Below are 19,824 nucleotides of genomic sequence, written 5' to 3'. Positions count from 1 at the left end.
GGATCACTCCGCCGCCTGGTCCTCGCCGTCCTGGGCGGCATCGCCGGCCTCGACCATGGCCGCCTCGGCGGTCAGGCCACCGGTCAGCGCGGCCATCTCGGACTCCGTGAGACCGGAGGCCGTCCGGCGGCGCTGCTCGTGGTACGCGAGGCCCGTGCCGGCCGGGATCAGCCGGCCGACGATCACGTTCTCCTTGAGGCCGCGCAGCGTGTCGCGGGTGCCGCGGACGGCCGCCTCGGTCAGCACGCGGGTGGTCTCCTGGAAGGAGGCCGCCGAGATGAACGACTCGGTCGCCAGCGAGGCCTTGGTGATGCCCAGCAGCACCGGGTCGAAGCGGGCCACGATCTCGCCCTTGCTCTCGTGGCGGGCGTTGTCCTCGATGACGCGCTGGCGCTCGGCCTGCTCGCCCGCGAGGAAGCGGCTGTCGCCGGCGTCGGTGATCTCGACCTTGCGCAGCATCTGGCGAATGATCACCTCGATGTGCTTGTCGTTGATCTTCACGCCCTGCAGGCGGTAGACGTCCTGGATCTCCTTGACCAGGTACGCGGCCAGCTCCTCGACGCCCTTCAGGCGCAGGATGTCCTGCGGACTCGGCTCGCCGTCCACCACGGTCTCGCCCTTCTCCACGTGCTCGCCCTCGAACACGATGATCTGGCGGTACTTCGGGATCAGCTCCTCGTGGTCCTCGCCGTCCGCGCCCTTGATGATCAGGCGCTGCTTGCCCTTTGTGTCCTTGCCGAAGCTGACGACGCCGGACTTCTCGGCCAGGATCGCCGGGTCCTTGGGCTTGCGGGCCTCGAACAGGTCCGCGACGCGCGGCAGGCCGCCGGTGATGTCGCGGGTCTTCGAGGCTTCCTGCGGGATCTTCGCGACCACGTCGCCGACGCCGACCGCGGCGCCGTCCTGCAGGTTGACGATCGACTTGGGCGGCAGCATGTACTGCGCCGGAAGGTCGGTGCCCGGGATGTTGAGGTCGTTGCCCTTCTTGTCGACGATGCGGACGATCGGGCGCAGGTCCTTGCCCGCCGAGCCGCGGCGCTTCGGGTCGGTGATCTCGCGCGAGGCCAGGCCGGTCAGCTCGTCGGTCTTCTCGATCACCGTGACGCCGTCGATGAAATCGACGAAGCGCACGAAACCGGCGACTTCCGAGACGATCGGGTGGTTGTGCGGATCCCAGGTCGCGACCGTCTGGCCGGCCTTGACGGCCGCGCCGTCCTTGACCTGCACGGTGGCGCCGTAGGGCAGCTTGTAGCGCTCGCGCTCGCGGCCGTGCCCGTCGAGGACCGACAGCTCGCCCGACCGCGACACCGCGACCAGGTGGCCGCCGGCGTGCTGCACGTGCTTGAGGTTGTTGAACTTCACCGAGCCGGTCGTCTTGACGGTGACGTTGTCGACCGCCGCCGCGCGCGACGCCGCGCCGCCGATGTGGAAGGTCCGCATCGTCAGCTGGGTGCCGGGCTCGCCGATCGACTGCGCCGCCACCACGCCCACGGCCTCGCCGTGGTTGACGATGTGTCCCCGGGCCAGGTCGCGGCCGTAGCAGTGCGCGCACACGCCGAAGGCGCTTTCGCAGGTGATGGTCGAGCGGACCTTGATCGCCTGCACGCCCGCGTCCTCGAGCTTCTGCACCCACTGCTCGTCGAGCAGCTGGTTGCGCGTGACGATCGGATCCTCGTCCTCGCCCGGCAGGTAGACGTCCTCGGCCACGATGCGGCCGAGCACGCGCTCGCGCAGCGGCTCGACGACGTCGCCGCCCTCGACGATGGGGGTCATCGTCAGGCCGTTGGCCGTGCCGCAGTCGTCCTCGGTGATGACCACGTCCTGCGCCACGTCGACCAGGCGGCGGGTCAGGTAACCGGAGTTCGCGGTCTTCAGCGCGGTGTCCGCCAGGCCCTTTCGGGCGCCGTGGGTCGAGATGAAGTACTGCAGGACGTTCAGGCCCTCGCGGAAGTTCGCGGTGATCGGCGTCTCGATGATCGAGCCGTCCGGCTTGGCCATCAGGCCGCGCATGCCCGCCAGCTGGCGGATCTGCGCCTGCGAACCACGCGCGCCGGAGTCGGCCATGATGTAGACCGAGTTCATCGACTTCTGGTCGACCATCTCGCCCTTGGCGTTCTCGACCCGGTCGGTGCCGATCACGTCCATCATCGCCTTGGCCACGCGCTCGTTGCAGCGCGACCAGATGTCGACGACCTTGTTGTAGCGCTCGCCGGCGGTGACCAGGCCCGACTGGTACTGCTCCTGGATCTCGTTCACCTCCGCCTCGGCCTCGTCGAGGATGCCCTTCTTCTCCGACGGGATGGTCATGTCGTCAATGCCGATCGAGACGCCGGCGCGGGTCGCGAACGAGAAGCCGGTGTACATCAGCTTGTCGGCGAACACGACCGTGTCCTTCAGGCCCAGGCCGCGGTAGGACGCGTTGATCAGCCGGCCGATGTTCTTCTTGGTCAGCTCGAGGTTGACCAGCTCGAACGGCAGGCCTTCCGGCAGGATCTCGGCCAGCAGCGCGCGACCGACCGTCGTGTCGACGATCGAGGTCTTCTTCTCGCGGGTGCCGTCCTCGTGGATCACCGTCTCGGTCACGCGGACCTTGCAGCGCGCGTGCAGCTCGACCGCGCGGTTGTCGTAGGCGCGCTTGACCTCGGCGACGTTCGCGAACGCCATGCCCTCGCCCTTCTTGTTCTCAAGGGCGCGGGTCATGTAGTACAGGCCGAGCACGACGTCCTGCGACGGCACGATGATCGGCTCGCCGTTGGCGGGCGACAGGATGTTGTTGGACGACATCATCAGCGCGCGCGCCTCCAGCTGGGCCTCGAGGCTCAGCGGGACGTGCACGGCCATCTGGTCGCCGTCGAAGTCGGCGTTGAACGCGGTGCAGACCAGCGGGTGCAGCTGGATGGCCTTGCCCTCGATCAGCACCGGCTCGAACGCCTGGATGCCCAGGCGGTGCAGGGTCGGCGCGCGGTTCAGCAGGACCGGGTGCTCGCGGATGACCTCCTCGAGGATGTCCCAGACCTCCGCCTCTTCACGCTCGACCAGCTTCTTGGCGGCCTTGATCGTGGTGGCCAGGCCGCGGCGCTGCAGCTTGGCGAAGATGAACGGCTTGAACAGCTCGAGCGCCATCTTCTTCGGCAGGCCGCACTGGTGCAGCTTGAGGTACGGGCCGACCACGATGACCGAGCGGCCCGAGTAGTCGACGCGCTTGCCGAGCAGGTTCTGGCGGAAGCGGCCCTGCTTGCCCTTGATCATGTCGGCCAGCGACTTGAGCGGGCGCTTGTTGGTGCCGGTGATGGCGCGGCCGCGGCGGCCGTTGTCCATCAGCGCGTCCACCGACTCCTGCAGCATGCGCTTCTCGTTGCGCACGATGATGTCGGGCGCGTTGAGCTCCAGCAGGCGGCGCAGGCGGTTGTTGCGGTTGATGACGCGGCGGTACAGGTCGTTGAGGTCGGAGGTCGCGAAGCGGCCGCCGTCCAGCGGGACCAGCGGGCGCAGGTCGGGCGGCAGCACCGGCAGGACGGTCATGACCATCCACTCCGGGCGGTTGCCCGACTCCAGGAACGCCTCGACCAGCTTGATGCGCTTGGTCAGCCGCTTGAGCTTGGTCTCCGAACCGGTGGCGGCGATCTCCTCCTTCAGGCGGAGCATCTCCGACTGCAGGTCGATCGTGCGCAGCAGGTCGAACACCGCCTCGGCGCCCATCGCGGCGTCGAAGTCGTCGCCGTGCTCCTGGCGCGCCTGCATGAACTGCTCCTCGTTGAGCAGCTGGCCGCGCTCGAGCGGGGTCAGGCCCGGCTCGGTCACGCAGTAGGCCTCGAAGTACAGGATCCGCTCGATGTCGCGCAGGGTCATGTCGAGCATCAGGCCGATGCGCGACGGCAGCGACTTCAGGAACCAGATGTGCGCGACCGGGCTGGCCAGGTCGATGTGGCCCATGCGCTCGCGGCGCACCTTGGCCAGCGTCACCTCGGTGCCGCACTTCTCGCACACCACGCCGCGGTGCTTCATGCGCTTGTACTTGCCGCACAGGCACTCGTAGTCCTTCACCGGCCCGAAGATGGCGGCGCAGAACAGGCCGTCGCGCTCGGGCTTGAAGGTGCGGTAGTTGATCGTCTCGGGCTTCTTGACCTCGCCGAACGACCACGAACGGACCATGTCCGGCGACGCCAGCGCGATCTTGATCGCGTCGAAGTCGAGGACGGGCCGCTGCTGGTTGAAGAGGTTGAGCAGGTCTTTCATGGGATTCTCCGGGAAGAGGAAGGTCTGGTTCGGGTGGTGCTACCGGCGGGCGGCGGCCAGGCCGCGCCCGCGTTCCCGCCTCAGTGCTCCTCCAGTTCCATGTTGATGCCGAGCGAGCGGATTTCCTTCACCAGCACGTTGAAGGACTCCGGCATGCCGGCCACCATCTCGTACTCGCCGTCGACGATGTTCTTGTACATCTGGTTGCGGCCCTGCACGTCGTCCGACTTGACGGTCAGCATTTCCTGCAGGGTGTACGCCGCGCCGTAGGCCTCCAGCGCCCAGACTTCCATCTCGCCGAAGCGCTGGCCGCCGAACTGCGCCTTGCCGCCCAGCGGCTGCTGGGTGACCAGCGAGTACGGGCCGGTGGAACGCGCGTGCATCTTGTCGTCGACCAGGTGGTTGAGCTTCAGCATGTGCATGTAGCCCACGGTCACCGGGCGCTCGAACGCCTCGCCGGTGCGGCCGTCGAACAGCCGTGCCTGGCCGCCCTCGGGCAGGTCCGCCAGCTTCAGCATCGCCTTGATCTCGGACTCCGCGGCGCCGTCGAACACCGGCGTGGCCATCGGCACGCCGTCGGTCAGGTTGCGCGCCAGCGCCAGCAGCTCCTCGTCGCTGAACTGCTTGAGGTCCACGCGCTGGCCGGCCATCGACGCATCGTGGTTGTAGATGTCGTCGAGCAGCTTGCGCAGCTCGGTGACCTTCGCCTGCGCCTCGAGCATCCGCTGGATCTTCCGGCCCAGGCCCTTGGCGGCCCAGCCCAGGTGCGTCTCGAGGATCTGGCCGATGTTCATTCGGCTCGGCACGCCCAGCGGGTTGAGGACGATGTCCACGGTCTCGCCGTCGGCCATGTAGGGCATGTCCTCGACCGGCACGATCGTGGAGATGACGCCCTTGTTGCCGTGGCGGCCGGCCATCTTGTCGCCCGGCTGGATGCGGCGCTTCACGGCCAGGAACACCTTGACCATCTTCAGCACGCCCGGGGCGAGGTCGTCGCCCGCGGTGATCTTGCCGCGCTTGTCGGCGAAGCGGCGCTCGAACTCGGCCTTGTGGACCTCGATCTGCTTCTGCGCGCGCTCCAGCGCCTCGGCCGCGTCCTCGTCCTTCATGCGCAGCGAGAACCAGTCCTTCCGGGCCAGGCCGTCGAGGACCAGGCTGGTGACGGTCTCGCCCTTCTTCACGCCCGGGCCGCCGCTGGCGACCTTGCCGAGCAGCTGGCCGCGCAGGCGGTCGTAGATCGCCGCCTCGAGGATCCGGAACTGGTCGTCGAAGTCCTTCTTGACGTCGCGGATCTCGGACTCCTCGATCTGCCGCGCGCGCTTGTCCTTCTCGATGCCGTCGCGGGTGAAGACCTGCACGTCGATGACGGTGCCGTCCATGCCCGGCGGCACGCGCAGCGAGCTGTCCTTCACGTCGGACGCCTTCTCGCCGAAGATCGCGCGCAGCAGCTTCTCCTCCGGGGTCAGCTGCGACTCGCCCTTCGGCGTGACCTTGCCGACCAGGATGTCGCCGGCGCGCACCTCGGCGCCGATGAACACCACGCCCGACTCGTCCAGGCGGCCCAGGGCCTGTTCGGACACGTTCGGGATGTCGGCGGAGATCTCCTCCGGGCCGAGCTTGGTGTCGCGCGCGACCGCGGTCAGTTCCTCGATGTGGATCGTCGTGTAGCGATCCTCCTCGACCACCCGCTCGGAGAGCAGGATCGAGTCCTCGAAGTTGTAGCCGTTCCACGGCATGAACGCGACCAGCATGTTCTGGCCGAGCGCGAGCTCGCCGATGTCCGTCGACGGACCGTCGGCCAGCACGTCGCCGCGCGCCACCACGTCGCCCACCCTCACCAGCGGACGCTGGTTGATGCAGGTGTTCTGGTTGGAACGCGTGTACTTGATCAGGTTGTAGATGTCGACGCCGGCGTCGGTGTCGCCGGAGATCTCGTCGTCGTTGGCCTTGACCACGATGCGGGCCGCGTCGATCTGCTCGATCACGCCGCCGCGCCGCGCGTTCACGGTCACGCCCGAGTCGCGCGCCACGGCGCGCTCGATGCCGGTGCCGACCAGCGGCTTCTGGGCACGCAGCGTCGGCACGGCCTGGCGCTGCATGTTCGCGCCCATCAGCGCGCGGTTGGCGTCGTCGTGCTCGAGGAACGGCACCAGCGCCGCGGCGACCGACACGGTCTGCATCGGCGAGACGTCCATGAAGTCGACTTCGCTCGGCGGCTTGAGCAGCGACTCGCCCTGGAAGCGGCAGGCGACGAACTGGGCGGTCAGGCGGCCCTTGTCGTCCTGCGTGGCGTTCGCCTGGGCGATGACGTACTCGTTCTCCTCGATCGCCGACAGGTACTCGACGTCGTCGGTGACCTTGCCGTCCACGACCTTGCGGTACGGCGTCTCCAGGAAACCGTACTGGTTGGTGCGCGCGAACACGGCCAGCGAGTTGATCAGGCCGATGTTCGGGCCTTCAGGCGTCTCGATGGTGCAGACGCGGCCGTAGTGGGTCGGGTGGACGTCGCGGACCTCGAAGCCCGCGCGCTCGCGGGTCAGGCCGCCCGGGCCGAGCGCCGAGACGCGGCGCTTGTGGGTGACCTCCGACAGCGGGTTGTTCTGGTCCATGAACTGCGACAGCTGCGAGGAGCCGAAGAACTCCTTGATCGCGGCGGCCACGGGCTTGGCGTTGATGAGGTCCTGCGGGGTGAGGCCGTCGGCCTCGGCCATCGACAGGCGCTCCTTGACCGCGCGCTCGACGCGGACCAGGCCCACGCGGAACACGTTCTCGGCCATCTCGCCGACGCTGCGCACGCGGCGGTTGCCCAGGTGGTCGATGTCGTCCACGGTGCCGCGGCCGTTGCGGATCTCGGTCAGCACCTTGATCACGTCGAGGATGTCGGAGCCCTCGCCGTACTGCTCGCGCAGGGCGACCGACTCCTCGTCCTTGCGCTCGGCGAAGTAGCGCTGGTCGTACAGCACCGAGGCGCCCACGGTTTCCTTGCGGCCGATGCGGCGGTTGAACTTCATCCGGCCGACCGACGACAGGTCGTAGCGGTCGAAGGTGAAGAACAGGTTGTGGAACAGGTTCTGCGCGGCGTCCTTGGTGGGCGGCTCGCCCGGGCGCATCATCCGGTAGATCTCGACCAGGGCCTCGAGCTGGGTCTTGGTCGCGTCGATGCGCAGGGTGTTGGACAGGTACGCGCCGCGGTCCAGGTCGTTCACCCACAGGGTGCCGACCGCGTCGATGCCGGCCTTGCGGAAGGCCTCGAGGTGGTCCTCGGTGATCTCGTCGTTGGCCGAGGCGACCAGCTCGCCGGTGTTCGCGTCGACCACGTCGTGCGACAGGATGCGGCCGACCAGGTACGCGTCGGGCACCGCCAGCGCCTCGATGCCGGAGGCCTCGAGCTGCTTCACGTGGCGCGCGGTGATGCGCTTGCCGGCCTCGACGATGACGTTGTCGCCGTCGGCCAGGTCGAAGTCCAGCGTCTCGCCGCGCAGGCGCTCGGGCACCAGCTCGAGCTGCACGCCCTCGGTCGGGTCGACGTGGAAGGTGTTGATCTCGAAGAACTCGTTGAGCATCTCCTCGTTGGAGTAGCCCAGCGCGCGCAGCAGCACGCTGACCGGCAGCTTGCGGCGGCGGTCGATGCGGGTGAACAGCGCGTCCTTCGGATCGAACTCGAAGTCCAGCCACGAGCCGCGGTAGGGGATGATGCGGGCGCTGTACAGCAGCTTGCCCGAGCTGTGCGTCTTGCCGCGGTCGTGGTCGAAGAACACGCCCGGGCTGCGGTGCAGCTGGCTGACGATGACGCGCTCGGTGCCGTTGACGATGAAGGTGCCGTTGTCGGTCATGAGCGGGATCTCGCCCATGTAGACCTCCTGCTCCTTCACGTACTTGATGGCCTTGCTCGACGACTCGCGGTCGTAGATCACCAGGCGCACGGTCACGCGCAGCGGCGCGCCGTAGCTCATGCCGCGCTGGCGGCACTCGCGCTCGTCGAAGGCCGGCTCGCCCAGCTTGTAGCTCACGTACTCCAGCGCCGCGTTGCCGCTGTAGCTGGAGATCGGGAAGACCGACTTCAGCGCGGCGTGCAGGCCACGGTCCTCGCGCTTGTTCGGCGCGGCGTGCTCCTGCAGGAACTCACGGTAGGAATCGACCTGGATCGCGAGCAGGAAGGGCACCTCGAGGATGGACCGGCGCTTGCCGAAGTCCTTGCGGATGCGCTTCTTCTCGGTGAGGGAATAGGTCGTGGACGCTTTGCTCATGGGGCTGCCGCCTCTCTAGTGCGGGGTACGCGCGTCCCTGGCGGACGGCCGGCGGTGGCCGGCGTGGACGAGCCGGCCGGTGGCCGGTCCTGGTGCCTGGTGTCGCGCATCCCCCGGAAGGGGAACTGTCAGTTGGAAGCCGCGGGTATTGCCGGCACCCGCACGCCCTCTGCCTCTGCTTCCAACTACCAACTCGGTTGGGTTTTCGTGACGCTCTGCAACGACCGAAGGCCGGGGGCATTCGCCCCCGACCCCGGTGGGCGCCGCCGGCGGATGCCGGCGGCGCGGGGACCGCTTACTTCAGCTCGGCGGTGGCGCCGGCGGCCTCGAGATCCTTCTTGATCTTCTCGGCGTCGGCCTTCGGCAGGCCTTCCTTGACGTCCTTCGGGGCGCCTTCGACCAGGTCCTTGGCCTCCTTCAGGCCCAGGCCGGTGACGGCGCGGACGACCTTGATGACCTCGACCTTCTTCTCGCCGGCGGCCTTCAGGACGACGGTGAACTCGGTCTGCTCCTCGGCGGCGGCGGCGGCGCCGGCAGCCGGGGCGGCGGCGACGGCGACCGGGGCGGCCGCGGAGACGCCGAACTTCTCTTCCATCGCCTTCACCAGCTCCATGACCTCGACGAGGGTCTTGCCGGCGATCGCTTCGATGATCTGCTCGTTGGAAAGGGACATCGTGATTTACCTCGGTTATCTGGATTGGATACGAATGATTCGGAAACGGTTGACCGAACTGGTGTCAGGCCGCCTTCGCCTGGCCCGCCGCGTTGATGACGCGGGTGACCTGCGAGGCCGGTTCGCTGAGCAGGCGCACGAGCTGCGTGGCCGGCTGCACCATGACGCTGAGCAGCATCGACAGCGCTTCGTCACGGGTGGGCAGCGACGCCAGGAAGTCCACGTGGGACCCCGGGTACATCTGCCCGCCCAGCGACACCAGGCGCGGCTTCAGCTTGTCGTTCGACTTGGCGAACTCCTTGATCAGGCGTCCGGCGGCGCCGGGGTCCTCCTGCGAGAAGGCGTAGAGCAGCGGACCGGTCAGCGCGTCCTTCACGACCGCGTAATCGGTGTTCTCCACTGCGCGCGAGACCAGCGTGTTCTTCGCAACCTTCAGGAACACGCCCGACTCGCGGGCCTTCTTGCGCATGTCGGTCAGCTGACCGACCGACAGACCCGCGTACTCCGCGGCGACCAGCGAGTGCGCCTTGCCGGCGACCTCGGCCAGTTCGGCAACGACTTCCTGCTTCTGGGTCAGATTGAGAGCCATTGCATTCCTCTATCGGATCCCGCCATCGGCACGCCGGCGGCGGGGCTTCCTTCGACGCCATCCCGGCTCCAGCCGGGATGGACCATGGGCGACGCCGTTCCTTCGGCGCCGGGATGCCCGGGGGCATCCCTTGCGGTGGCCGTTCCCGGATCCTTCGATCCCGGAGGGTGGGCACCATCTACGCAGGTCGTCCTCGCGGAGCGATTAAGCGACCCGGCTGGGCGGCGACGGCGGTTCCATGCCATTCCGAGCTTCCGTGCCCGTCGTCGTCGCGTCCGGACCGCACCTGCGGTCTTTGACGGCGATCGCGTCGGCGCGAGCCTCGGCGATGCCCTCAAAATTTTCCGTCCCGGTCATGGCGGCTGGCCGCCGGTGCCGGAACCCATCGAATGTCGTTCCGAGTGGAACGAAGAACCTGCTGTCGCGCTTGCCTGCGTTGGCCTAGCGCTGAAGCGGATCCCTCGCTTCGCCCGGGATGACCTCGCGTCGTCGCGAGGTCACTTGTTCAGCGAAAGGCTCGACTGGTCGATCGTCACGCCCGGGCCCATCGTCGAGCTCAGCGCGATCTTCTGCAGGTACTGGCCCTTCGCGGTCGCCGGCTTGGCCTTGACCAGGTCCGCCAGCAGCGCGTGCAGGTTCGACTTCAGCTTCTCGGCGTCGAAGTCGGCCTTGCCGATCGTGCAGTGGATGATGCCGGCCTTGTCGGTGCGGTAGCGCACCTGGCCGCCCTTGGCGTTCTTCACCGCCTCGCCCGGGTTCGGGGACACGGTGCCGACCTTCGGGTTCGGCATCAGGCCGCGCGGGCCGAGCACCTGGCCGAGCTTGCCGACCACGCGCATGGCGTCCGGGGTGGCGATCACGACGTCGTAGTTCAGGTCGCCGGCCTGCATCTTCTCGGCCAGGTCGTCCATGCCCACGATGTCCGCGCCGGCGGCCAGGGCCTCGTCGGCCTTGGCGCCCGCCGGGCAGAACACCGCCACGCGGACGGTCTTTCCGGTGCCTTCCGGCAGCACGGTCGAGCCGCGGACCTGCTGGTCCGACTTGCGCGCGTCCACGCCCAGGCGCACCGCGACGTCGACCGCCTCGGTGAACTTCGCCTTGCTGTTGTCCTTGATGATCTTCAGGGCCTCGTCGATGGCGTAGGCCTTGCCCGGCTCGACGGCCGCCTTGATCGACTTCTGTCGCTTGGTCATCGCCATCGTCTTAACCCTCCACCACCAGGCCCATGGAACGGGCCGAGCCCGCGATCGTGCGCACCGCTGCGTCCAGGTCGGCCGCGGTCAGGTCGGGTTCCTTCGCCTTGGCGATGTCCTCGAGCTGCTTGCGGGTGACCTTGCCCACCTTCTCGGTGTTCGGGCGCTTGGAACCGGACTGGATGCCCACCGCCTTCTTCAGCAGGATCGACGCCGGCGGCGTCTTGGTGACGAAGGTGAAGGTGCGGTCCGAGTACGCGGTGATGACCACCGGGATCGGCAGGCCGGGCTCGAGCTTCTGCGTGGCGGCGTTGAACGCCTTGCAGAACTCCATGATGTTCAGGCCGCGCTGGCCGAGGGCGGGGCCCACGGGCGGCGACGGGTTGGCCTGGCCGGCCTTGACCTGCAGCTTGATGTAACCGACGACTTTCTTAGCCATGTGATTGCTCCTGCGAGTGCTTGCGCCTGCACGCCATCGGCTGCGGGGCTCCTCGCGTCAGTGCCGTGGCGGGCGCTCCGCCCCGGCGGGTGTGCGGTCAGGCCTGCCCTTATCAGGCTTTTTCGACCTGGCCGAATTCCAGCTCGACCGGCGTGGACCGGCCGAAGATCAGCACCGCCACGCGCAGGCGGCTCTTCTCGTAGTTGACTTCCTCGACCACGCCGTTGAAGTCGTTGAACGGGCCATCGGTGACGCGGACCATCTCGCCCGGCTCGAACAGCACCTTCGGGCGCGGCTTGGTGACGCCTTCCTGCACGCGGTTGAGGATCGCGTCGGCCTCGTGGTCGGCGATCGGCAGCGGCCGGTCGGCGGTGCCGCCGATGAAGCCCATCACCTTCGGCGTTTCCTTGATCAGGTGCCAGCACTCGCTGTCGATGCGCGGGATGGCGCCTTCGTCATGCGTGGCGATCTGCACCAGCACGTAGCCGGGGAAGAACTTGCGCTCGGAACGGCGCTTCTGGCCGGAGCGCATCTCCACCACTTCCTCGGTCGGCACCAGCACGTCGCCGAAGCGGTCCTGCATGCCCTCGCGCGCGATGCGGTCGCGCAGCGCCTGCGCCACCGACTTCTCGAAGCCCGAGTACGCGTGCACCACGAACCAGCGCTTGCCGGCACCGGCGTTCGCGTCCTGCGGCATGTTGTCCTGTTGCGTTTCCATCGAACCCGCGTACTCCGTCAGCTGCCGAGCAGGGCCGACACGCCCAGCTTGATGAACCAGTCGAACACGCCCAGCAGCAGCGCGATCACCACCACCGCGATGATCACGACCCACGTCGTGCGCATCGCCTCCTGCCGGGTCGGCCAGACCACCTTGCGCAGCTCGAAGCGCGACTCGGACAGGAACTCGCGCGTCTGCGCGCCCTTGAAGCTGGTCAGGAAGACCGCCGCGCCGGCCACCAGGCCCGCGACCACGGCCACGACCCGCAGCGCCGTCGGCCACTGCTGGAACCAGTAGAACGCGAACAGGCCGCCGATCACGCACAGCAGCGCGACCGCGTACTTGACCGCGTCGCCACCGGGGGCGGCGCCGCCGGGCTGTTCGACCTTGCTGTTCATCCGTTCTCGCATTCCGGTGTGGCACGCCAGGAGGGACTCGAACCCCCAACCTGCGGTTTTGGAGACCGCTGCTCTGCCAATTGAGCTACTGGCGTACGTGTTCGGTTTTTCGTTTTCCCCGAAACGGCGACGGCGGCCTCCGCCGCCCTCGCCTGTTCCGGCACTCCCCCGGGGTTATCCTGCGCTCGCGCCGGATCAACCGCGGGCTGCTTCCTGGCGCCGCCGGAGGTGGATCCCCGCCTTCGCGGGGATGACCTCCCGGCCGCGCCGGGAGGTCACTTGAGGATCTTCGCCACCACGCCGGCGCCGACCGTGCGGCCACCCTCGCGGATCGCGAAGCGCAGGCCCTCTTCCATCGCGATCGGGTTGATCAGCTCGACCTTCATCTTCACGTTGTCGCCCGGCATCACCATCTCGGTGCCCTCCGGCAGCGTCACCGCGCCGGTGATGTCCGTCGTGCGGAAGTAGAACTGCGGGCGGTAACCCTTGAAGAACGGCGTGTGGCGGCCACCCTCGTCCTTCGACAGCACGTACACCTCGCCCTCGAACTCCGTGTGCGGGGTGATCGAACCCGGCTTGCACAGCACCTGGCCGCGCTCCACGTCGTCACGCTTGGTGCCGCGCAGCAGCAGGCCCGCGTTGTCGCCCGCCTGGCCCTGGTCCAGCAGCTTGCGGAACATCTCGACGCCGGTGACCGTCGTCTTGGTCGTCGGGCGGATGCCCACGATCTCGATCTCGTCGCCCACCTTGATCACGCCGCGCTCGATGCGGCCCGTCACCACCGTGCCGCGGCCAGAGATCGAGAACACGTCCTCGACCGGCATCAGGAACGCCTTGTCGATGTCGCGCTCCGGCTCCGGGATCCAGCTGTCCAGCGCCTCCACCAGCGCGATGATCGACGGCACGCCGATCTCCGACTGGTCGCCTTCCAGCGCCTTCAGCGCCGAACCCTTCACGATCGGGGTGTCGTCGCCCGGGAACTCGTACTTGCTCAGCAGCTCGCGGACTTCCATCTCCACCAGCTCCAGCAGCTCGGCGTCGTCCACCATGTCCGCCTTGTTCAGGTAGACCACGATGTACGGCACGCCCACCTGGCGGGCCAGCAGGATGTGCTCGCGCGTCTGCGGCATCGGACCGTCAGCGGCCGAGCACACCAGGATCGCGCCGTCCATCTGCGCCGCACCCGTGATCATGTTCTTCACGTAGTCGGCGTGGCCCGGGCAGTCCACGTGCGCGTAGTGGCGCGACGGGCTCTCGTACTCCACGTGCGCCGTCGAGATCGTGATCCCGCGCGCCTTCTCCTCCGGCGCCGCGTCGATCGCCGAGTAGTCCTTGAACTCGCCGCCGAAACGCTCCGCGCCCACCTTCGTCAGCGCCGCCGTCAGCGTCGTCTTGCCGTGGTCAACGTGACCGATCGTGCCCACGTTCACGTGGGGCTTGGTGCGCTCGAACTTACCCTTTGCCATGGCTGCGTCTCGATGTCGTTTGGGGCGGTGCCGCGGCGTGTGGCGATGCCGCGGCGGGAATGGTGCTCACGAATGGAATCGAACCATCGACCTCTTCCTTACCAAGGAAGTGCTCTACCGACTGAGCTACGTGAGCGTGTGTTGTGCCTGGCGGCGTCCGCGTCGCGGGATCAATGGAGCGGGAGACGGGAATCGAACCCGCACCATCAGCTTGGAAGGCTGAGGTTCTACCATTGAACTACTCCCGCGCCGCCCGGCTTGCGCCGGCGTGACCGCCTGGGTGTCGCGCCGTCCGGTTGGTGGGCCGGACGGTGTTGGAACTGGTGGAGGGAGGTGGATTCGAACCACCGAAGGCGTAAGCCAGCAGATTTACAGTCTGCCCCCGTTGGCCGCTTGGGTATCCCTCCGGATCGTCCTTCCCCGCCCTGCCTGGCCCGGATCGACCGGGGCATGGCTGCCGGAGAGAAACAGCCCGCGATTTTGGCGTGCCCCGCGATCCCTGTCAACGGCGCGCGACGGCCGGGGCACCGCGAGCGGCGTGCCCCGCCCCCTGTTCAGACGTTGAAGCGGAAGTGGAGGACGTCGCCCTCGCGGACGCGGTACTCCTTGCCCTCCAGGCGGAGCTTGCCGGCGTCCCGGGCACCCGCCTCGCCGCGGTAGCGGACGTAGTCCTCGAACGCGATCGTCTCGGCGCGGATGAAGCCCTTCTCGAAATCGGTGTGGATGACCGCCGCGGCCTGCGGCGCGGTCGAGCCGGCCTTCACGGTCCAGGCGCGGACCTCCTTCGGGCCGGCCGTGAAGTAGGTCTGCAGGCCGAGCAGCCGGTAGGCGGCGCGGATGACCCGGTTCAGCCCGGGCTCGTCCAGGCCCAGGTCGGCGAGGAACGCGTCCCGGTCGGCGTCTTCCAGCTCCGACAGCTCCTCCTCGATGGCGGCCGACACCGGCACCACCTCGGCGCCTTCGGCCTTCGCGCGCTCCCGCACCGCCTCCAGGTGCGGGTTGCCCTCGAAACCGTCCTCCAGGACGTTGGCCACGTACATGACCGGCTTGAGGGTCAGCAGGAAGAGGTCGCGCAGCTCCGCGCGGTCCTCGTCGGACAGCTCGAGCGCGCGCGCCGGGCGGCCGGCGTCCAGGCCCTCGCGGACCCGGCCGAGCACCTCGGCCCGGACCTTCGCGTCCTTGTCGCCGCTCTTGGCCGAGCGCTCGGCGCGGGCGAGCGCCTTCTCCACCGACTCCAGGTCCGCCAGCGCCAGTTCGGTGTCGATGGTGTCGATGTCCGACAGGGGATCGACCTTGCCCGAGACGTGGACGATGTCCCCGTGCTCGAAGCAGCGCACCACGTGGGCGATCGCGTCGACCTCGCGGATGTGCGCCAGGAACTTGTTGCCCAGCCCCTCGCCGCTGGCCGCGCCCGCGACCAGGCCGGCGATGTCGACGAACTCCATCGCCGTCGGGATGAGTTTCTGAGGCTTCGCGATGTCGGCCAGCTCGGCGAGCCGCGGGTCCGGCACGGGCACCACGCCCACGTTCGGCTCGATCGTGCAGAACGGGAAGTTCGCCGCGGCGATGCCCGCCTTGGTCAGCGCGTTGAACAGGGTCGACTTGCCGACGTTGGGCAGGCCGACGATGCCGCATTTGATGCCCATGGGGCCTTGCTCCATCGGGCGGGTCGGCCGGGGCCGCCCCGCGTGTGTGTCAGGCGCGCGGCGTGTGCAGCCGCTTCATCGCCTCGTTGAAATCGCCGGCCACCGCCAGCGGCAGCACCGCGAGCGCGTCGTCGACGGCGCGCAGGATCGCGGCCTCGTCGTCGCGCCCCGGGCGCCCGAGCACCCACGGGGTGACCCGGTCCTTGTGGCCCGGATGGCCGATGCCGATGCGCAGCCGGTGGAAGCGGCCGTGGCCCAGCAGGCGCATCGTGTCGCGCAGGCCGTTCTGGCCGCCGTGGCCGCCGTCGAACTTGAGCCGCGCCGCGCCGGGCGGCAGGTCCAGGTCGTCGTGCGCCAGCAGCGCCTGTTCCGGCTCGATCTTGAAATAGCGCAGCGCCGCGCAGACCGACTTGCCGGAGAGGTTCATGAAGGTCGCCGGCTTGAGCAGCCAGACCGGCCGCCCGCCGACGTCGACCTTGCAGGTCTCGCCGAACAGCTTCGAATCCAGCCCGAAGCGGCCGCCCTGCGCCTCGGCGAGGGCGTCCACAAGCCAGAACCCGGCGTTGTGCCGGGTCCTGGCATGCTCGGGGCCGGGATTGCCCAGCCCGACGACGAGTCGGAGTCCTTCCATCGCGGTGGGCCGGGCGGTGCGAGGGGTGTCCGTCGTGCCGCCGCGGGGGCCTGGGGGCCGTGCGGCGGCTGGAGCGGATCCCTCGCTTCGCTCGGGATGATCGTCCGCTAGCGGACGATCACTTCTCCTCGGCGTCCGACGCCGCGTCGCCCTCGCCCGCCTCGTCGGCGTCGACCTTGGCGGCCGGCACCTCGGCGGACGCGGCCTCGGCGGCCGGGGCCTCCTCGTCGGCCTCGACGCGGCCGGCCTTGGCCACGACCACGGCGACGTCGTGCTCCTTGCCCAGCTTCAACTCGGGGATCTCGACGCCCTTCGGCAGCTTCAGCTCCGACAGGTGGACGATGTCGCCCAGCTTGAAGTCGGCCAGGTCGATCTCGATGAACTCCGGCAGGTCCTTCGGCAGGCAGCTGACGTGGACCTCGTTGAGCTCGTGGGTGATGACCACGTCCGCGGCCTTGCCGGCCGGCGACTTGTCCTCGTTGAGGAAGTGCAGCGGGACCGAGGTGCGGATCGCCTGGTTGGCGTCCACGCGCTGGAAGTCCAGGTGCATGATCAGCTGCTTGTACGGGTGGCGCTGCATGTCGCGCAGGAGCACCTGCTCGGACTTGCCCTCGACGTCGAGCGTCAGGATCGACGAGTAGAACCACTCGTTCTGGCTGGCCAGCCAGGTCTTCTCGTGGTCGAGCTGGATGCTGCGCGGGTCGCCCTTTCCGCCGTAGACGACGGCCGGGATCTGGCCGGCGCGACGCAGGCGGCGGCTCGCACCCTTCCCCTCGTCGCTGCGGCCGGTGGCCTGGATGGTGTGTTCGGTTGCCATTGCTTGTTACTCGCTGTTGCTTGCTTGGGCCGCCTCGCGGCGGCATCGGTGACTCACCCGCGACCAGGTGAGCCGGTGGTCGCGCCGCGGGCCTGGGCCCTGCGGCGCGGATTCGGGGTCAGTCGACGTAGAGCGAGCTGACCGATTCGCCGAACGCGATCCGGCGGATCGTCTCGGCGAGCAGTTCGGCCACGCTCAGCTGGCGGATGCGGCCGCTGGCGCGCGCCGCGTCCGACAGCGGGATGGTGTCGGTGACCACCAGTTCGTCCAGCGACGAACCGGAGATGTTCTCGATCGCCTTGCCCGACAGCACCGGGTGGGTGCAGTAGGCGACGACCTTGGTGGCGCCGTGCGCCTTGAGCGCGCCCGCCGCGGCGCACAGGGTGCCGGCGGTGTCGACGATGTCGTCGACCAGCACGCAGGTCTTGCCGGCGACGTCGCCGATGATGTTCATGACCGTGGCCACGTTCGCCTTCGGGCGGCGCTTGTCGATGATCGCCAGGTCCGCGTCGTCCAGGCGCTTGGCGATCGCGCGGGCGCGCACCACGCCGCCCACGTCCGGGCTGACCACGATCAGGTTGTCGGTGCCGTGCGCGCGCCAGATGTCGGCGAGCAGCAGCGGCGAGGCGTACACGTTGTCGACCGGCAGGTCGAAGAAGCCCTGGATCTGGTCCGCGTGCAGGTCCACCGTGAGCACGCGATCGGTGTCCACCGCGGTGAACATGCTCGCCGCGACCTTGGCGGTGATCGGCACGCGTGCAGACCTCGGGCGGCGGTCCTGCCGGGCGTAGCCGAAGTACGGCACCACCGCGGTCACGCTGGCGGCCGAGGCGCGCTTGAGCGCGTCGATCAGCACCAGCAGCTCGACCAGGTTCTCGGCGCTGGGCGCACAGGTCGGCTGCAGGACGAACACTTCCTGCCGGCGGACGTTCTCCTCGATCTCGACCTGCACCTCGCCATCGGAGAAGCGGCCGACCAGCGCCTTGCCCAGTCGCGTGCCAAGCTGCTTGCACACGGCCTCGGCGAGCGGGCGGTTCGCGTTGCCGGTGAATACCAGCAGGTTTCGATCTTCGGGGATGCTCATGACCGCTGCGCTCTGACCGTGGCGGGGGGATGCTGCTGGGGTGGCAGGGGCGGCAGGATTCGAACCTGCGAATGCCGGGATCAAAACCCGGTGCCTTGGACCTCTTGGCGACGCCCCTCCGGTGCGGGCGCCCTCAACCGGGGAGCCGGTTCCCGCCGCCGGCACCCGCATCGAACGACGCGAGGGCGTCGAGCAATGGCGAGCGCGTGGCGCCGGCCGCAATCCATGCGTCGACGCCGCGCGGCAGGGCCGCGAGCGCCGATTCCGCCGCGTCGCGCGAATCGAACGCGACGAAGCATCCGCTGCCGGTGCCGGTCAGCTGCGGCGTGCCGACGCGCGCCAGGGCCTCGAAGGCGGCCTCGACGGCCGGTTCGCGGCGGCGCAGCAACGGCTCGAACGCATTGTCCGAGACGGCACCGGAAACGAAGTCCGCTATTGTCGCGGGGGCTGCATCCCGCGTCAATTCAGGGGTTTGGAACAGCGCACCGGTCGCGCTGTGCACGCCGGGATCGACCAGCAGGTACCAGGCCGGCGGCAGCGCGACGGGCCGAAGCACCTCCCCCACGCCCTCGGCCCAGGCGTTCCCGCCCCGGACGAAGACCGGCACGTCGGCGCCCAGCGCCAAGCCCAGGCCCGCGAGCCGGTCGACGCCGAGGCGGCAGCCCCAGAGCCGGTCCAGCGCGCGGAGCACGGTGGCCGCGTCGGAGGAGCCGCCACCGAAGCCCCGCCCGGCCGGAATCATTTTTTCGACGACGATATCCACGCCTTGGGGGCATTTCGCTTCCGATCGAAGCAATTCTGCGGCGCGCACGGCGAGGTCGTCCGCGGCCGCCACGCCGGGCGCGCCCGCGCCCACGCGCACGATCCGGCCGTCCCTGCGCACCCGCAGGCGAACCGTGTCGCCCCATTCGAGCAGGCGGAAGACGGTCTGCAGCCGGTGGTAGCCATCGGCCCGGCGGCCGACGATCCGCAGGAAGAGGTTGAGCTTGGCCGGGGCCGGCCACGTGCTCCAGCCGGCGCCGTCCCCCGCCGCGCTCATCGCGCCGCGCCGTCGCCCCAGGCGTCGACCAGCAGGCGCACGCGCGCCGCGCCCCGGGTGGCCTCGATCCGGTGGGGCATCGCCGGCCCGTCCGTTCCGCCGGGTGCGCCCTCCGGCAGGCCCCAGCGGTCGAACGTGATCCGCCAGCCCGCCTGTTCGAGCACCGCCAGCCGGCCGTCGGCGCCGAATTCCATCCGCGCCGGCTCGCCTTCGGCACGCACGCCGCGCAGCCACGACGGCAGGGCCTCGACCGGGATGTCCCAGCCGGTCGACTCCAGCAGCAGGCGCCCCGCGTCCGGCCCCTGGCGCGGCCCGCCTTCCAGCCCTTCGATCACGGCGCCCGACGGCCCGTCGCGCAGGCGCCAGCTCTGCCGGGTCACCGGCGCCGACAGCGCCACTTCGGCCGTGTCGCCGGCCTGCCGCCAGTCCAGCCGCCCGCTGCCGCCCCGCTCGCCATTGGTGAGCGCGACCCGCCCGGCCAGCGACCAGTCGCCGTCGGCGCGCAGGCCGGCCTCGCGGGCTGCCTGCCGTGCCTCGGCCTCGCCTGGGGCGACGGGCGGCGCCTCGCGAACCGGTCGTCCGGCGCAGGCCGACAGCAGCAGGACGAGGGCCACCGCGGCGGCCTTGGAAAGTTGCCATCGGGTCATG

15 protein-coding genes and 5 tRNA genes are annotated in these 19,824 nt (G+C 69.2%); all 20 read right to left on the bottom strand.

Going from position 1 to position 19,824, the window contains the following annotated elements:
- Positions 1-3: 3 nt before the first annotated feature.
- The 20 genes from rpoC to lolB all read right to left on the bottom strand — a co-directional run bounded on the left by rpoC (position 4) and on the right by lolB (position 19,823).
- Positions 4-4,236 carry a DNA-directed RNA polymerase subunit beta' gene (gene rpoC, locus ACYU7H_RS05930; RefSeq protein ID WP_460813235.1) on the bottom strand — a complete coding sequence of 1,411 codons (4,233 nt, stop codon included), beginning with the start codon at positions 4,234-4,236 and terminating at the stop codon, positions 4-6.
- Positions 4,237-4,316: 80 nt separating this feature from the next.
- On the bottom strand, positions 4,317-8,483 hold the full coding sequence (rpoB, locus tag ACYU7H_RS05925; RefSeq protein ID WP_460813234.1) for a DNA-directed RNA polymerase subunit beta: 4,167 nt from the start codon (positions 8,481-8,483) through the stop codon (positions 4,317-4,319).
- A 295-nt stretch (positions 8,484-8,778) separates the two neighbouring features.
- The gene (rplL, locus tag ACYU7H_RS05920) at positions 8,779-9,156 is read right to left on the bottom strand and encodes a 50S ribosomal protein L7/L12 (protein WP_460813233.1); all 378 of its coding nucleotides are present in this window, start codon (positions 9,154-9,156) and stop codon (positions 8,779-8,781) included.
- Positions 9,157-9,220: 64 nt separating this feature from the next.
- Positions 9,221-9,745: a 50S ribosomal protein L10 gene (rplJ, locus tag ACYU7H_RS05915; RefSeq protein ID WP_460813232.1), complete on the bottom strand. Its 525-nt coding sequence runs from the start codon at positions 9,743-9,745 to the stop codon at positions 9,221-9,223.
- Between the two features lie 497 nt (positions 9,746-10,242).
- Complete coding sequence (gene rplA / locus ACYU7H_RS05910; protein WP_460813231.1) at positions 10,243-10,944, bottom strand: 50S ribosomal protein L1; 702 nt, start codon at positions 10,942-10,944, stop codon at positions 10,243-10,245.
- Between the two features lie 4 nt (positions 10,945-10,948).
- Entirely contained in the window at positions 10,949-11,377 is a 429-nt protein-coding gene (rplK, locus tag ACYU7H_RS05905) for a 50S ribosomal protein L11 (protein ID WP_460813230.1), read from the bottom strand.
- A gap of 112 nt (positions 11,378-11,489) precedes the next feature.
- Positions 11,490-12,074 (bottom strand): transcription termination/antitermination protein NusG, encoded by a 585-nt coding sequence (nusG, locus tag ACYU7H_RS05900; protein ID WP_460813961.1) that lies wholly within the window; start codon positions 12,072-12,074, stop codon positions 11,490-11,492.
- 38 nt (positions 12,075-12,112) lie between these two features.
- Entirely contained in the window at positions 12,113-12,493 is a 381-nt protein-coding gene (gene secE / locus ACYU7H_RS05895; RefSeq protein ID WP_460813229.1) for a preprotein translocase subunit SecE, read from the bottom strand.
- A gap of 19 nt (positions 12,494-12,512) precedes the next feature.
- Positions 12,513-12,588 (bottom strand) — tRNA-Trp (locus tag ACYU7H_RS05890).
- Positions 12,589-12,768: 180 nt separating this feature from the next.
- Positions 12,769-13,959 (bottom strand): elongation factor Tu, encoded by a 1,191-nt coding sequence (gene tuf, locus ACYU7H_RS05885; protein ID WP_460813228.1) that lies wholly within the window; start codon positions 13,957-13,959, stop codon positions 12,769-12,771.
- 60 nt (positions 13,960-14,019) lie between these two features.
- A tRNA-Thr gene (locus tag ACYU7H_RS05880) sits at positions 14,020-14,095 on the bottom strand.
- Between the two features lie 38 nt (positions 14,096-14,133).
- Positions 14,134-14,207, bottom strand: a tRNA-Gly gene (locus ACYU7H_RS05875).
- A gap of 73 nt (positions 14,208-14,280) precedes the next feature.
- A tRNA-Tyr gene (locus tag ACYU7H_RS05870) sits at positions 14,281-14,366 on the bottom strand.
- A gap of 147 nt (positions 14,367-14,513) precedes the next feature.
- Positions 14,514-15,605: a redox-regulated ATPase YchF gene (gene ychF, locus ACYU7H_RS05865; protein ID WP_460813227.1), complete on the bottom strand. Its 1,092-nt coding sequence runs from the start codon at positions 15,603-15,605 to the stop codon at positions 14,514-14,516.
- Positions 15,606-15,654: 49 nt separating this feature from the next.
- The gene (gene pth, locus ACYU7H_RS05860) at positions 15,655-16,236 is read right to left on the bottom strand and encodes an aminoacyl-tRNA hydrolase (RefSeq protein WP_460813226.1); all 582 of its coding nucleotides are present in this window, start codon (positions 16,234-16,236) and stop codon (positions 15,655-15,657) included.
- A 118-nt stretch (positions 16,237-16,354) separates the two neighbouring features.
- A complete protein-coding gene (locus tag ACYU7H_RS05855) occupies positions 16,355-17,053 on the bottom strand; it encodes a 50S ribosomal protein L25/general stress protein Ctc (protein ID WP_460813225.1) in 699 nt (232 codons plus the stop codon).
- 118 nt (positions 17,054-17,171) lie between these two features.
- The gene (locus ACYU7H_RS05850) at positions 17,172-18,131 is read right to left on the bottom strand and encodes a ribose-phosphate diphosphokinase (protein ID WP_460813960.1); all 960 of its coding nucleotides are present in this window, start codon (positions 18,129-18,131) and stop codon (positions 17,172-17,174) included.
- A gap of 47 nt (positions 18,132-18,178) precedes the next feature.
- Positions 18,179-18,255, bottom strand: a tRNA-Gln gene (locus tag ACYU7H_RS05845).
- Positions 18,256-18,270: 15 nt separating this feature from the next.
- On the bottom strand, positions 18,271-19,176 hold the full coding sequence (ispE, locus tag ACYU7H_RS05840; RefSeq protein WP_460813224.1) for a 4-(cytidine 5'-diphospho)-2-C-methyl-D-erythritol kinase: 906 nt from the start codon (positions 19,174-19,176) through the stop codon (positions 18,271-18,273).
- Positions 19,173-19,823, bottom strand: coding sequence for a lipoprotein insertase outer membrane protein LolB (gene lolB, locus ACYU7H_RS05835; protein ID WP_460813223.1), 651 nt, complete (start codon positions 19,821-19,823; stop codon positions 19,173-19,175). The genes ispE and lolB overlap by 4 nt, the downstream gene beginning before the upstream one ends.
- Position 19,824: the final 1 nt, after the last annotated feature.

Source organism: Luteimonas pelagia (assembly GCF_054776035.1).
Note: the sequence above shows the minus strand (reverse complement) of the source record. Positions and strands in the feature narration are given on the sequence as shown.

Bases quoted from the DNA above. Each gene is read 5' to 3' on its own strand.
- rplK (WP_460813230.1), bottom strand. From the start codon at position 11,377: ATGGCTAAGAAAGTCGTCGGTTACATCAAGCTGCAGGTCAAGGCCGGC.
- rplA (WP_460813231.1), bottom strand. From the start codon at position 10,944: ATGGCGATGACCAAGCGACAGAAGTCGATCAAGGCGGCCGTCGAGCCG.
- pth (WP_460813226.1), bottom strand. From the start codon at position 16,236: ATGGAAGGACTCCGACTCGTCGTCGGGCTGGGCAATCCCGGCCCCGAG.
- ispE (WP_460813224.1), bottom strand. From the start codon at position 19,176: ATGAGCGCGGCGGGGGACGGCGCCGGCTGGAGCACGTGGCCGGCCCCG.
- ACYU7H_RS05855 (WP_460813225.1), bottom strand. From the start codon at position 17,053: ATGGCAACCGAACACACCATCCAGGCCACCGGCCGCAGCGACGAGGGG.
- ychF (WP_460813227.1), bottom strand. From the start codon at position 15,605: ATGGGCATCAAATGCGGCATCGTCGGCCTGCCCAACGTCGGCAAGTCG.
- lolB (WP_460813223.1), bottom strand. From the start codon at position 19,823: ATGACCCGATGGCAACTTTCCAAGGCCGCCGCGGTGGCCCTCGTCCTG.
- rplJ (WP_460813232.1), bottom strand. From the start codon at position 9,745: ATGGCTCTCAATCTGACCCAGAAGCAGGAAGTCGTTGCCGAACTGGCC.
- nusG (WP_460813961.1), bottom strand. From the start codon at position 12,074: ATGCCGCAGGACGCGAACGCCGGTGCCGGCAAGCGCTGGTTCGTGGTG.
- rpoC (WP_460813235.1), bottom strand. From the start codon at position 4,236: ATGAAAGACCTGCTCAACCTCTTCAACCAGCAGCGGCCCGTCCTCGAC.
- secE (WP_460813229.1), bottom strand. From the start codon at position 12,493: ATGAACAGCAAGGTCGAACAGCCCGGCGGCGCCGCCCCCGGTGGCGAC.
- rpoB (WP_460813234.1), bottom strand. From the start codon at position 8,483: ATGAGCAAAGCGTCCACGACCTATTCCCTCACCGAGAAGAAGCGCATC.
- rplL (WP_460813233.1), bottom strand. From the start codon at position 9,156: ATGTCCCTTTCCAACGAGCAGATCATCGAAGCGATCGCCGGCAAGACC.
- tuf (WP_460813228.1), bottom strand. From the start codon at position 13,959: ATGGCAAAGGGTAAGTTCGAGCGCACCAAGCCCCACGTGAACGTGGGC.